This window comes from Paenibacillus sp. ISL-20, assembly GCF_018613005.1.
In the GTDB taxonomy this organism is placed as follows: Bacteria; Bacillota; Bacilli; order Paenibacillales; family Paenibacillaceae; genus Paenibacillus_AQ.
This window is the reverse complement of record NZ_JAGGRD010000019.1, coordinates 16,211-29,673: the sequence shown is the minus strand read 5'-3', so window position 1 is coordinate 29,673 and position 13,463 is coordinate 16,211. Positions and strand designations below refer to the sequence as shown.

Here is a 13,463-nt window from a genome sequence, read left to right as displayed (position 1 = left end):
CCTTCCGGTGCTCACGTACCAAAAACGTACGCTCCACTCCTCAGTCCCTAGCTTCATCCAATCTTCTCGGTGCTGAAAACCGACCTTTTTGAACACGCACTTTATGTTTTCTGTTATTGATCAGCAGCATTTTATTCTATACAAAGAAAGGTTGCATCTTATGAAACATACTGATTTTCCCCAGAAACAGGGCCTCTATGATCCGCAGTTTGAAAAAGATGCTTGCGGTATGGGTTTTGTTGCCCATATCAAGGGTAAGCCATCCCATGAAATCGTTAGCAGCGCGCTCACCATGCTTGCCAATATGGAGCATCGCGGCGGTCAGGGCAGCGAGCCGAACTCCGGTGACGGTGCTGGGATTATGTTGCAAATTCCTCACTCTTTCTTCTCCTCCGAAGCAGCGAAACTGGGCTTTGAGCTTCCGGAAGCCGGGCATTATGGTGCCGGCATGCTGTTCCTATCCCATGATCCTGCTGTCCGTTTGTCCCATGAAGACCAGTTGGCTTCGATTATTGCTGAAGAAGGTCAGACCCTGCTTGGATTCCGTGATGTACCAACCCATGATGAAATGCTGGGTAAATCAGCAAAAGCGGCAAAGCCGTATGTCCGCCAAGTGTTCATTGGACGAAGCGCCGACATTCAGGATGATCTCTCGTTCGAGCGCAAGCTGTATGTCATCCGCCGTCGCGCCGAGCTGGCTATCCGTTACAGCGGCAAGCCTGAAGGCGATAGCTTCTATGTATCCAGCCTTTCCTGCCGGAAAATCGTATACAAAGGCATGTTAACGACAGAGCAGGTGGGGGAATTTTACCTGGACCTGCAGGAAGAGGGGTTGGAATCCGCTATCGCGTTGATTCACTCCCGTTTCAGTACGAACACGTTCCCAAGCTGGGAACGCGCGCATCCGTACCGCTTCATGATTCACAACGGCGAGATCAACACGCTGCGCGGGAATGTCAACTGGATGCACGCCCGTCAATCGCTGTTTGAGCATGAACTGTTCGGAAGCGACCTGGAGAAGGTTAAACCTGTCATCAACCCGGACGGATCTGATACCGGTATGTTCGATAATACATTTGAATTCCTGTATCTCAGCGGTCGTTCCCTGCCGCATGTGGCCATGATGATGGTCCCTGAGCCATGGAGCAACCATGAGAGTATGGATAAGACCAAAAAAGCATTCTACGAATACCACAGCACCCTGATGGAGCCATGGGACGGCCCGGCCGCAATGGCGTTCACGGACGGTGTTCAGATCGGGGCTACCCTGGACCGGAACGGACTGCGTCCATCCCGTTATTATGTAACGAAGGATGATCTGATCATTCTGTCCTCCGAAGCGGGCGTACTGGATATTCCGCCGGAAAATGTGCTGTATAAGGACCGCTTGCGTCCTGGCCGGATGCTGCTCGTTGACACGCAGGAAGGCCGGATCATCTCCGATGAAGAAGTCAAAGCAAGTATCGCCGCTGAACTTCCGTACTCTGAATGGCTGGATGAGCATCTGGTAGAGCTTCATGATCTTCCTGAACCACCGGAACTGCCGGATCCAAAGCATGAAAATGTACGTCAGCTGCAACAAGCCTTCGGTTATACGTATGAGGAGCTGCGCAAAGTAATCGAGCCGATGGCGATCACGGGTGCGGAAGCTGTTGCATCCATGGGATATGATGCACCGCTTGCGGTGTTGTCCGATCGTCCGCAGCGGCTGTTCAACTACTTCAAGCAGATGTTCGCCCAGGTGACAAATCCGCCGATTGATGCGATTCGTGAAGAACTGGTCACTTCAACCGCAACAACGATCGGTCCGGAGCGTAACCTGCTGAAGCCTGAGCCCGAAAGCTGCCGTCACATCCGTCTGGATTCGCCGGTGCTCTCAAATGAAGATTTTGCGAAGCTGCGCCACATTCGTCGTCCCGGCTTCAAATCCATGACCATTCCGATTTTCTTCCCGGCAGCGGAAGGTGCAGAAGGGCTACGCCAAGCAATCGAAACCCTTTGCGAGGCAGCGGACCGGGTCATTGCCAAGGGCCATAACATCTTGATCTTGTCGGACCGCGGCGTGGATAAAGACAATGCTGCGATTCCATCGCTGCTTGCCGTATCATCTCTCCATCATCACCTGATCCGCCAGGGAACCCGGACCAAGGTGGCGATCCTGCTTGAATCCGGTGAGCCTCGTGAAGTCCATCATTATGCCCTGCTGCTCGGTTACGGCGTGAGTGCGGTCAACCCGTATCTGGCGTTCGAAACATTGGATGACATGATTTCGGAAGGCATGCTTCGCGGGATCTCGCATGAGAAAGCGGTGAAGAATTACATTAAGGCGGCAAGTAAGAGCGTTGTCAAAGTGTTGTCGAAAATGGGGATCTCCACGATTCAATCTTATCGCGGGGCTCAAATCTTTGAGGCTGTCGGCCTCAAAGAAGAATTCGTAGAAAGCTATTTCACACGGACGCCATCCCGTATCGGGGGCATCGGTCTGGAAGAAGTGGCCAAGGAAACTCTGGCCCATCACGAGCGTGCCTTTACCGATAAGGATGGGAACGATAAAGCGCTGGATTCAGCCGGCGAATATCAATGGAGAGCTGACGGGGAAGAGCATTTGTTCAACCCGAGAACCATCCATTTGCTGCAGCAGGCTGTCCGAACCAATGACTATGCAACTTATAAAAAATATGCAGAGCTTGTGAAAGGGGAGAATGAGCAGCATCTTACGCTGCGCTCACTGCTCGAAATCAAGCCAGCCGGCGAACCGGTACCACTGGATGAGGTTGAATCCGTAGAATCCATTATGCGCCGATTCAAAACGGGCGCGATGTCATTCGGCTCGATCAGCAAGGAAGCGCATGAGAGTATTGCGATCGGGATGAACCGCATCGGAGGCAAGAGCAATACGGGTGAAGGCGGAGAGGATCCGGCACGTTTCATCCCGGAGGCCAATGGCGACTCCCGCCGCAGCGCCATCAAGCAGGTGGCCTCGGGACGTTTCGGCGTAACCTCCAACTACCTGGTGAATGCGGACGAAATCCAGATTAAGATGGCACAGGGCGCGAAGCCGGGTGAAGGTGGACAGTTGCCGGGCCGTAAAGTGTATCCTTGGGTAGCCGAGGTTCGTGGTTCGACGCCAGGTGTTGGCCTGATTTCGCCGCCGCCGCATCATGATATCTACTCCATTGAAGATTTGGCGGAGCTTATTTACGACCTGAAGAACTCCAACCCGCGTGCGGATATCAACGTGAAGCTTGTATCCGAGGTGGGTGTGGGGACGATCGCTGCAGGTGTTGCGAAGGGCCGCGCGGACATCATTCTGGTCAGTGGTTACGATGGTGGAACGGGGGCTTCGCCGCAAGGCTCGATCCGACATGCGGGTATGCCTTGGGAGCTTGGCCTTGCCGAGACCCATCAGACACTCATCATGAACAATCTGCGTGACCGCGTTGTGCTTGAGACGGATGGCAAAATGCTGAACGGACGCGACTTGGTGGTAGCGGCTCTGCTTGGGGCCGAAGAGTATGGCTTCTCTACGGCACCATTGGTTGCCGTCGGATGTATCATGATGCGTGTCTGCCAAATGGATACCTGTCCGGTTGGCGTGGCCACGCAGAATCCAGAGCTGCGTAAGAACTTTACAGGAGATCCGGAGCATGTTGCCAACTTCATGCGCTTTGTCGCTCAAGACATGCGCGAGTTGATGGCAGAGCTTGGTTTCCGCACCATTAATGAGATGATTGGACGTACCGATTGCCTGGATGCCGTCAAAGCGGATCATCACTGGAAGAAGAAAGGCGTGGATATCTCCGCATTGCTGTATACGCCGGAGCTTCCGGCAGGCAGCACTCGCTATCGCAGTCAAAGACAGAATCATGGCCTGGAAGAAACGCTGGATATGCGTTCACTGCTCGGCAGCGCTGCGCCTGCATTGGAATCGGGAGCAGCGGTAGAAGGGACCTTCCCGATCACGAACGTGGATCGTGCAGTGGGTACCATACTGGGCAGTGAAGTCACGCGCAAATACGGCGCTGCCGGACTGCCTGAAGACACGATTCAATTTAACTTCGTGGGTTCCGCAGGCCAGAGCTTTGGTGCCTTTGTGCCGAAAGGGATGACGCTGACGGTGGAAGGGGATGCGAATGACTATATCGGTAAAGGCCTTTCCGGCGGCAAGCTGATCGTGAAGCCTTCGCCAAAAGCAACCTTCAAAGCCGAGGAGAACATTATTGCCGGTAATACCGCGTTCTATGGTGCTACAGGCGGTGAAGCCTACGTAAGAGGCATTGCCGGTGAGCGCTTTGCCGTTCGCAACTCGGGTGCGAACATTGTGGTTGAAGGCGTTGGTGATCATGGCTGTGAATACATGACCGGCGGCCGGGTAGTCGTGCTCGGCGAAACCGGACGCAACTTCGCGGCCGGGATGTCTGGCGGTGTAGCCTACGTCTATGATCCTGAAGGAACTTTTGTGGATCGCTGCAATCTGGAGATGGTACTCCTTGAGCGTGTGGAGGAAACAGTAGAAGCTGAAGCACTCCATCATCTTATCCAGCAGCATGAGCAGTACACCGGCAGTGTGCCGGCACAGCAAATTCTAGGAGATTGGGATCAGGCGCTCAGCCGCTTTGTCCGTATTATTCCGAAAGATTACAAGCGCATGCTGCTGCATATCGAGAAGGCGCAAGACCAAGGCCTGGCGGGTGAAGCTGCACTCCTCGCCGCTTTTGAGGCGAATATGAAAGAATTGGCTCGTACAGGGAACTAACATCTGATGTTATGATATTAGAAACCATATTGTGTTCTTTAATGAATGCAATGTGGTTTTTTTTCATATATAAATAAGTTACGATGAGTCTTATTGAGAAATTTGTATTTTCAACAAAATATTTCAAAAGAAAATTCGACAAAATTAGAACCGGAAGCATAGGACAAAGGCTCCATAAGACGACAGCATCATGTGGATTCGTTGGTTATAATATTGGTAAGTAAGTTGTTTAATAGGTTGTTGCTGTATACATGTAATTTCAACAAGTATGAGCAGCTGGGATGGAGAGGAAATTATAGATAAGCGAGGTAGTTGTGGAAATGAGTGTGGACAAGGAGAGAGGCTCCGGAAGCACCGAGCAGCGGCTTGACCAACAGAAAACAAACATCGACATCAATAAGCTCATGACTCAATTGGGAATCCATCCTGATAAATGGCTGCAAATGGAGGACGAAAAGATTAGATAGGTCTCATGGTGACAAGAAAATCCCCGACATGTTGTGATCGTAGTATCCTACACGTCGGGGATTTGTAGTTCTTGGGCGTAAAACCGTTATTTCATGGCCCGTTCCATGCGAACAAATGCAATAAATCGCTTGGCTTCATCTTCAGTGAGCTTGCGGCCGTCCACTGTAAGGTTAAAGCGTTCCAATAAATCCTCATCGGATAGTTCAAGTCCGTCCACAAACGATCGAACCTCCGCATCAAGCACCGTTTTTTCCTGTGTCGTTCTCCCGATCAGATAATCTATGGATACGTCAAACAGATCTGCCAGGCGGGTCAATGTTTCGAAATCGGGCTTGCGCCGATTTTTTTCATAATGGGATAGTGCAGCACGTGTAATACCGACAGAGGTAGCGAGCTCTTCCTGAGTCCATCCATGCTGTTCACGTAATTCTGATATTCGTTCTCCGTAGTTCACGCATTGAACCCCCTTTCGAATGGCTTGTATCTATAGAAGTTAATTGAATAGATCTATAAGTTGAAATTGCCGGTTTATTATATACATAAAAAGACTACTTTTTATTGACTAGATACAATATGTATCGTATTATAAACATTAATAAGATACATATTGTATCTACAATGTAAAGGTTTGGGTACAGTTAGTATCATTTTATCCAGTGCAGAAATGTCCCATACCAAAAAATTATAATAAGGAGCGGATGAGTTACCTCCAATGTTACGAGAACGGCAACACCAAATTACAGTAAGGATTAGAGTCATGCAGATCGGGGAATTAACCATTCATGGGAAAAGTCATTCCGTTACACCGCTAGAGTTGCTGCCAAGTGGTCTTGTATTCCTATGTCCTTGGGAAATACCGATTCATTCTAATGTTATATTGGGTTACGAAATTGATGATAATGTGGATCATATTCTGCTTTCAGGCCACATTGAATCAAGGGGACTCTTTTATGGACGCCAATTGTATCATACGGAATTCTATACAGATGGCGATAAAAAGACCCGTATCGTGGGTATGTTGAACCGAATGATGTTCGGTCACAGCGAGTCGAATAAAATGAGTCTCTATAACTGAAAACGTAATTCATGGAAAACCTGCAGCGAACAGGTATTCACGATGAATCATTATCATGGTTTATTGATATTCTACTATATTTATGTTGCTTGGTCATTAGTTCTTTTACCTTAAATCCTTGTGCATGATGTGGGATGGGTTTAGAATATCGTTGTTTTTCTCCTACTATAAATGAACTTGTTTATATGATTTCATATGTGGATTTATATTCAATCTTGAATTGGAGTTGTATATTTAGTTCATTGTAATCATGAAACCTCCTCGATACATATTTCTGCGAGTTCTTATTCTCCTGACCCTTGTTCACTATGAATTCAATGTATTTAATGATTCAACATCGACCTTTAACGGAACAGGATTAGGTCAATGCAATGGAGGGCATCACTGGATGAAAATGAGAAGGAAATGGGTCCTGTGGCTTCTAGCTATTCTTATACTGCTGCCTTCTGCGTATCTTCTGTATACGTATCAATCCATTAAATCGACAGCAAATCGGATTTACGAAGAACGGGAGCCTTCGCCTGTAGTCCCAACCTTCGTACAGGATCGGACGACAATTCAGGTCGGAGAGAAAAATATGAGGGACGCTGATCCATTTACTGTCCTGGTTTTGGGCGTAGACCAAAGGCCCTATGATCGTGGGCGATCTGACGTCATGATATTAATGGCAGTAAACCCTGCAAAGGGGTCTGTACTGATTTTTAATATTCCACGTGATACGAGGACTGATATTGTAGGTCATGGAACAGTGGATAAAATCAATCATGCCTATGCCTTTGGAGGCGTTGAGATGTCGGTCAGCAGTGTCGAGAATTTTTTGCAATTCCCTATCGATTACTACATTAAAGTGGACATGGAGGGCTTCTCCAGCATTGTAGATTCATTGGGTGGAGTCACCGTAAATAACAATATGGGATTCGCATATGCTGGCTATGACTTTGATGAGGGGAAGTTGAACTTAAACGGTGATGAAGCACTGGCATTCTCGCGTATGCGCTTTGAAGATCCTAAGGGAGACTTAGGTAGAAATACAAGGCAACGGGAAGTTCTGAAAGGGATCTTAAATAAGTTAATAAGGATTTCGACTGTGTTTAAACTGGAATCACTTCTGGATAACATTGGGAGCAGTGTCAAAACGGATATTTCGTTTGAAGAGATGAAGATGTTTGTGACAGAGTATCGTCAAAAACTGAAAAAGGTTGAGCAGGTTGAAATTGCTGGCCATGGTCAAAAAATGAATGGAATTTGGTATTATATCGTCGGTGATCAAGAAAGAGACAAGATAACGTCTACTTTAAGAGCATATATGGAATGACTCGTAACACAAAACCCCCTTTTTGAGTAGAGGGGGTTTTGTGTGTGAAGGAGAATAACGAAGTTTTGGTAACTTTGATTATTTTTTGAGTGGGGGGATTGAACAGACTATCTTCCAATGATTTGATCAATCGTGGTTTGAAATACGTCCGCTAATCTTGTTAGCGTTTCCAGATTTGGTTCTCGGCGATCCTTTTCATAATGTGATAAAGAAGCCCGACTGATTCCAATACGCTCGGATAGCTCTTCTTGGGTCCAACCTTTTTGCTCCCGCAATTTTGCAATGCGAGATCCATATGACATTCATACTCACCTCTCTACAAGTTCCTTTAATTTAGAGCAAACATACATCATATAAAAACATCTAATATGATACAAAATGTATCTTAATTCCGGTCTATCGTCAATACATATTGTAGCAATTATTTAAAATTTAGAAAAAAATGTATCTTTAACCTTCTATATAATGGAATTTCAGGTCCTATAGTCTTAACAAGATTTGATTTATTTACGTTTGACAAAGAGTAACAATTTATATAGAATTTTTATTGTGGATACATTATGTATCATTCTGTGCATAGAATAGATGCATCAATCCCGAAAGAGGAGATGACGGGATGAAAGAAGTGATGATGTATTGCGTCAGTTGCTGTCGGATGCTTCCCATCACCCAAAGCCACAACTTGTATAAAACCGGCTTCTATAAGCATAATGTTCCGGCGGGAGTCTGCAAGGAGTGTCAATCGGCTTTGTTGGTGCATTACAAGTAGACGGCTCCATTACTATGCAGTGTAGGGGTCATGCATTTCAACAATTTTGTCCTTTGCCCTAGTATTGTATAATTGTGGAGATTGATATGATACAAGGGCAAAGGAGAATAGATTACATGAAGCAGGAACCGCTGGTAAGACTGCTCGGGGTTACGAAGAAAATCTCGTCCAAGGTTTTGGTAGATCATGTGACTTTAGATATCCCCCCTGGACAAATCTTCGGATTTCTTGGGCCGAACGGAGCAGGCAAGACAACGACCATTCGCATGATGGTCGGGCTGATGTCCATTAACCAAGGGGATATTACCATCGGGGGTTACAGCATACGGAAGAATTATGAACAGGCAGCCGCTCAGATTGGGGCGATCGTCGAGAACCCTGAGATGTATAAATTTTTGTCTGGTTATAACAATCTGAAGCATTTTGCGCGCATGATGCAGGGCATTACCAAAGAACGTATCGATGAGGTCGTGGAACTTGTCGGGCTCGGGAATCGGATTCATGAGAAAGTGCAGACTTATTCGCTGGGGATGCGCCAACGGCTTGGCGTGGCACAGGCACTGCTGCACCGGCCGAAACTTCTGATCCTGGACGAGCCTACGAATGGCTTGGACCCGCAGGGCATTCGGGAACTGCGTGATTATTTGCGCAGGTTGACGCAGGAGGAAGGGACAACCGTATTCGTCTCCAGTCATTTGCTGTCTGAAATGGAGCTGATGTGTGATACCGTTGGCATTATACGTCACGGCAAGCTGATTGATATCCGTCAGCTGCGGACGGCCGAGGGAGAGCGGGTGTTTGAAGAGACCGCATTTACTGTCAATGATGCGGATGCAGCGGCAGCGCTGCTCCAGGAATATCAAGCGTCAGCCCGCGATCACCGAATCATTGTTCGCGGCGACGAGAATATGATTGCGGATATTAACGCGACATTGGTTGGGGCAGGCATACGCGTATATGCCATTCAGCCGGTGACCCGTTCGCTAGAGGATCAATTTTTGGAAATGACGGGAGGGGGATCCGTTGTTGAATAACTTTACCCGTCTTGTTGCCAATGAGAATATGAAAATTTACTATCGCGTACGGACATGGGTCATGCTGGCGATTCTCCTCTTGTTTAATGCGGCCATGCCTATCATGCTGTACTATACGAATGCGCCGATGGATGTCTGGACCGTATTTACATGGACGGAGAGTTTCACCATCTACCTAAGTACGATATTTACGGTAATTATCGCTGCGGATATCGTGGCCGGGGAGTTTGCCGGAGGCACCATCAAATTGCTGCTGATCCGGCCGTGGAGCCGAGGGAAGATTCTGTTGTCCAAATTCACCTCCCTGATTCTATTCGGTCTGCTCTGTGCGGGAATTACGGCCGTGGTAGGGATCGCTATTTCGCTGCTGTTGTTTTCCGGCAATACCGGATTATCGGACGGATTCGCGGGATCATCGATGAACAACTCGCTGCTTCTCCTGCTGACCGATACGATCCAGGCGCTGGTCATCTCGCTAATTGCGTTTATGCTCTCTACGGTGTTTCGCTCTGGCGGTCTGGCGATTGGATTATCGCTGATGCTCCTGTTCACCAAAGATATTTTCGGTTTTATCTTTAATCCGGAGCGGTTTGAATGGGCGAAGTATTTACTCTTTCTCCACATCGACCTAAGCGGCTATATCCAGTCGGCTGTCGGACCGGGAGGAGTGGGGCTGGGTTTCTCCATCACGATTCTGGTTGTTTATTGCTTGTTGTTCATGCTTATCTCTTGGTTGGCCTTTACGAAGAGAGACGTTGCAGCTTAATTTATGGTTATGAAAAGAGCTCCTTCTACCCGTGTGAATTACATGGATGGGAAGGGGCTCTTTGATTATGTCGGCTGAAAGAACGGGCCGATCGATATAAAACCGCCAGGTTCGGGTGGTCGTCCATACGCCAGGTTAACCTGCTTCCGAGCGCTGAAGCGGTAGTGTGATGTCCTTTGACTCCGCAGCTTCTTGAGTGGAGGTTTGGTGATCCATTCGGCTTGCTCCATTGAGGAGTCCGCCTTCCATAACGATCAGGGAAGCGGCGTAAACATCCCCGTACATCTGTCCCGTAGGCGTGATGGTCAGTTTGTTTTCGGCCGTCACATCGCCATACACCTTGCCGGCCACGATAACTTCCCGAGCGGAGATATTGGAGCGGGCAATCGCTTCTTCGCCGATGGTCACACAGCCTTGGCTTTCGATGGAGCCGTTAAAGCGCCCGTCAATCCGTAGATTTTCCTCACATTGCAGCACGCCCTCAACTTCACTTCCTGGTCCAATCAGCGTATCTGTTCGCTGGGAAGCCCGCTTGTTCTTGTTTTTCTTTTTCATATTACATTCCTCCTCATTATGAATGGATGGTGCTTACTGCAGATAAGGCAATGGGTCAATCGTCTGGTTGTTTTTGACGACCTGGAAATGAAGATGAGGACCTGTGCTTCGCCCGGAGGATCCCAGCTTGCCAATGGATTCACCTTGCTCGACATGATCGCCTACCGACACGGCCAGACTGTCCAGATGCATGTACCAGGTCTCCAGACCATTCGGATGTTTGACTACGATATAAAGCCCCCGGGCTCCGCTGCGTTCCGCTGCCGTCACCTCACCAGCGCCTGCGGCATAGATCGGATCGCCGGTTTTACCGGCAATATCGATGCCGGCATGATAGGCCGAACGCCCGGTAAAAGGATCGCTCCGATAACCGAAATTCGATGTCAGCCGTTTAGAGGTGGTTGGCCACAGTGAGGGTGTGCCTTCACGTTTCTCTTGGGTCTCCTGGGCTTGATCCAGCGTACGCGGAATATGACGCTCCATACGTGAAATCAACTGCTGAATCTCCTCGAAATCATCATGGGTCTCCCTTGCGAGACTTAACATTTCATTCTCATGAACGGCAATGAATTCACCTCCGACATGCTGCTTATCCTCAGCTGTGATGGAGGAGGTCTGTCCTGACAAGCTGCCGTGCTTCTGAATAAACTGCTGAAGCTCCTGCTCCAGCTGCTGAACGCGCTCCATCTGGACCTTCGTTTGCTCTGCTTCACCCGACAGCTGAATGATAGCTTTGTTTAGTCGTTCAATGGCTTCCTCCTTGTCGGTGACCGTCACTTCCATCTTTAAGGCTTCCAGGCTTCTGAGCATCAGCTGCTGTTCCAGCCCCGAGATCGTTTGGGCCGACTGGATCTGCAGGGAAACAATCAGTCCGGCGATGGACAAAATAGCGGCCGCGGGCACCGCTATCATTAGAGGCTTGGACAGATGGATCTGCTTGACTGAATGCTGGGCATCCCGAAGTACCAGCAGGGTTAAGCGTTGTTTACGGTGTGTGGTTTTCATGGCATCTCCCTTCCATACATCATTTATGAATTATGGTACCCGCTAGACTTGACCAGCTCCTTATCTAGTATGTATTCTATTCTCTCGAAGAACATGTCAAAAATTATTAGATAAGAGAACTTATTCAGTATGGTGCGTCATTGGGTAATTGAATAAATACGTATGGAATTGGTCAATGATGTAGTGTAGTTATTCGGTTCTAAATACGACTATTATTCATGCTGAGGAGGCTGTCGATATGGTATGGCTTCTGGTTGCACTTATTACTTTTATTTTGCAGATGGTTGCAGTGCTGTTGCTGGAGTTTCGGAATTCGTCCAAGGCCGTGGCCTGGCTGTTTATTTTATTTTGCCTCCCATTGATCGGGTTTGTACTCTATTTCTTTGTGGCGAGGGACTATCAGAAGCGGTTGAAGATTCGCAAGCGGGGCTCCAGACTGTTTCAGGAACTCAGGGGGCATCTGTGGGATCGGGCCGCCGTTGTTCGGCACAAGGAAGATATGAACAATGCCGGATTCCATCACAATGATCGTTTATTCAATCTGCTTAATCACTTGTCGGAGAGTCCGATTACAGGGTGTAATCAGAGCCGAGTGTTGACGGATGGGAAAGAGACTTACGCTGCCATGCTGAGCGCGATGGAGCAGGCCAAAGATCATATTCATGTGGAGTTTTATATCTTTCGTCATGACCGGATCGGCACGAAGTTTCAGGATGTCATGATTCGAAAGGCGAAGGAAGGCGTCAAGGTACGTCTGGTTTGTGACGGGCTTGGCAGTTATAAACTCAAGAAAACGTTCATTCAGCGGTTTAAGGAATCGGGAGTGGAGTTCTATTTCTTCCTGCCCGCCATGGTTTCGATGTTCAGCCGCAGAATCAATTACCGGAATCACCGTAAAATCGTTGTAGTGGATGGCACGATCGGTTTTCTTGGCGGAATTAACGTCGGGGACGACTATCTGGGCGAATATCCGAAAATGGGCTACTGGCGCGATACGCATCTGGAAGTTAAGGGAGATGCAGTCTATTTCCTGCAAAATGTGTTTCTGCATGACTGGAAGCTTGCTTCCGGAGAGCGCATTGCGGATTTCGGGCTGTTCCCGGAGCATCAATGCACCGGGAATGAGCAAATGCAAATTTTGAGCAGCGGACCGGATCTGAGCTGGAATGCCATTCAGGAGATGTGCTTCGGGGCGATTTCCGTAGCCAAGGAACGGATATGGATCACAACGCCGTATTTCATTCCCGATGAAGGGATATATGAGGCGCTGAAGACGGCAGCGGTGAGCGGTGTGGATGTACGGATTATTATTCCGGATCGTGCCGATTCCCGTTTTGTGAAGATGGCAAGCTTGTCCTACGTGGAAGAGCTGCTGGCAGCTGGAGTTACCTTCTACGAGTATGAAAAAGGATTCATCCATGCCAAGGTGCTCATTGTGGACGAACTTCTCGGTTCGGTCGGTACGGCGAATATGGATATGCGGAGCTTCTTCTGTAATTTCGAGCTGACAGCCGTACTGTTTGATCAACTGCCGATAGAGCAGTTGGTTGCGGATTTTAAGGAGGATCTCAAACAGAGCAGGCAGATTGATGCGGAAAGGTTTCGTCAGCGCGGAAGATGGCAGAAAGCAGCCGAAATTTTATGCAGGATGCTGTCACCCTTACTATAAGTGTAACATCTTACATCAGATGTGAGAGTGTTGAAAAAGCAGGTGAAATTC

General features: G+C 48.4%; 10 protein-coding genes and 1 pseudogene. 7 read left to right on the top strand and 4 right to left on the bottom strand.

The features are described 5' to 3' along the window. The first annotated feature begins 160 nt into the window (after window positions 1-160). Together gltB and J7E85_RS11180 are read left to right on the top strand one after the other, a co-directional pair. Window positions 161-4,756: a glutamate synthase large subunit gene (gene gltB, locus J7E85_RS11185; protein ID WP_215157803.1), complete on the top strand. Its 4,596-nt coding sequence runs from the start codon at window positions 161-163 to the stop codon at window positions 4,754-4,756. Between the two features lie 320 nt (window positions 4,757-5,076). Further along, window positions 5,077-5,223, top strand: coding sequence for a hypothetical protein (locus tag J7E85_RS11180; RefSeq protein WP_215157801.1), 147 nt, complete (start codon window positions 5,077-5,079; stop codon window positions 5,221-5,223). 86 nt (window positions 5,224-5,309) lie between these two features. Here J7E85_RS11180 and J7E85_RS11175 read toward each other — a convergent pair whose 3' ends face one another. After that, the gene (locus tag J7E85_RS11175; protein ID WP_076324736.1) at window positions 5,310-5,678 is read right to left on the bottom strand and encodes a helix-turn-helix domain-containing protein; all 369 of its coding nucleotides are present in this window, start codon (window positions 5,676-5,678) and stop codon (window positions 5,310-5,312) included. Between the two features lie 303 nt (window positions 5,679-5,981). Between J7E85_RS11175 and J7E85_RS11170 the strand changes: the two genes are divergently transcribed. Both J7E85_RS11170 and J7E85_RS11165 read left to right on the top strand, forming a co-directional pair. Continuing rightward, window positions 5,982-6,299, top strand: a complete 318-nt coding sequence (locus J7E85_RS11170) for a hypothetical protein (RefSeq protein WP_215157799.1) — start codon at window positions 5,982-5,984, stop codon at window positions 6,297-6,299. Window positions 6,300-6,687: 388 nt separating this feature from the next. Next, entirely contained in the window at window positions 6,688-7,614 is a 927-nt protein-coding gene (locus tag J7E85_RS11165) for an LCP family glycopolymer transferase (RefSeq protein ID WP_215157797.1), read from the top strand. A 110-nt stretch (window positions 7,615-7,724) separates the two neighbouring features. Here J7E85_RS11165 and J7E85_RS11160 read toward each other — a convergent pair. Further along, window positions 7,725-7,916: pseudogene (locus tag J7E85_RS11160) on the bottom strand (helix-turn-helix domain-containing protein); the annotation flags it as partial. A 583-nt stretch (window positions 7,917-8,499) separates the two neighbouring features. Here J7E85_RS11160 and J7E85_RS11155 point away from each other — a divergent pair. Next, a complete protein-coding gene (locus J7E85_RS11155) occupies window positions 8,500-9,417 on the top strand; it encodes an ABC transporter ATP-binding protein (RefSeq protein ID WP_215157795.1) in 918 nt (305 codons plus the stop codon). After that, window positions 9,407-10,183, top strand: a complete 777-nt coding sequence (locus J7E85_RS11150) for an ABC transporter permease (protein WP_215157793.1) — start codon at window positions 9,407-9,409, stop codon at window positions 10,181-10,183. The genes J7E85_RS11155 and J7E85_RS11150 overlap by 11 nt, the downstream gene beginning before the upstream one ends. Window positions 10,184-10,318: 135 nt before the next feature. On the opposite strand, the gene J7E85_RS11145 is transcribed toward J7E85_RS11150, so the two are convergent. Next, window positions 10,319-10,738, bottom strand: a complete 420-nt coding sequence (locus tag J7E85_RS11145) for a bactofilin family protein (RefSeq protein WP_215157791.1) — start codon at window positions 10,736-10,738, stop codon at window positions 10,319-10,321. 33 nt (window positions 10,739-10,771) lie between these two features. Next, on the bottom strand, window positions 10,772-11,743 hold the full coding sequence (locus J7E85_RS11140; RefSeq protein WP_215157782.1) for a M23 family metallopeptidase: 972 nt from the start codon (window positions 11,741-11,743) through the stop codon (window positions 10,772-10,774). 238 nt (window positions 11,744-11,981) lie between these two features. On the opposite strand from J7E85_RS11140, the gene cls reads away from it, so the two are divergent. Beyond that, window positions 11,982-13,412: a cardiolipin synthase gene (gene cls / locus J7E85_RS11135; protein WP_215157780.1), complete on the top strand. Its 1,431-nt coding sequence runs from the start codon at window positions 11,982-11,984 to the stop codon at window positions 13,410-13,412. Window positions 13,413-13,463: the final 51 nt, after the last annotated feature.

Coding starts and splice junctions, on each gene's coding strand:
- gltB (WP_215157803.1), top strand. CDS start 161: ATGAAACATACTGATTTTCCCCAGAAACAGGGCCTCTATGATCCGCAG.
- J7E85_RS11180 (WP_215157801.1), top strand. CDS start 5,077: ATGAGTGTGGACAAGGAGAGAGGCTCCGGAAGCACCGAGCAGCGGCTT.
- J7E85_RS11170 (WP_215157799.1), top strand. CDS start 5,982: ATGCAGATCGGGGAATTAACCATTCATGGGAAAAGTCATTCCGTTACA.
- J7E85_RS11165 (WP_215157797.1), top strand. CDS start 6,688: ATGAAAATGAGAAGGAAATGGGTCCTGTGGCTTCTAGCTATTCTTATA.
- J7E85_RS11155 (WP_215157795.1), top strand. CDS start 8,500: ATGAAGCAGGAACCGCTGGTAAGACTGCTCGGGGTTACGAAGAAAATC.
- J7E85_RS11145 (WP_215157791.1), bottom strand. CDS start 10,738: ATGAAAAAGAAAAACAAGAACAAGCGGGCTTCCCAGCGAACAGATACG.
- J7E85_RS11140 (WP_215157782.1), bottom strand. CDS start 11,743: ATGAAAACCACACACCGTAAACAACGCTTAACCCTGCTGGTACTTCGG.
- cls (WP_215157780.1), top strand. CDS start 11,982: ATGGTATGGCTTCTGGTTGCACTTATTACTTTTATTTTGCAGATGGTT.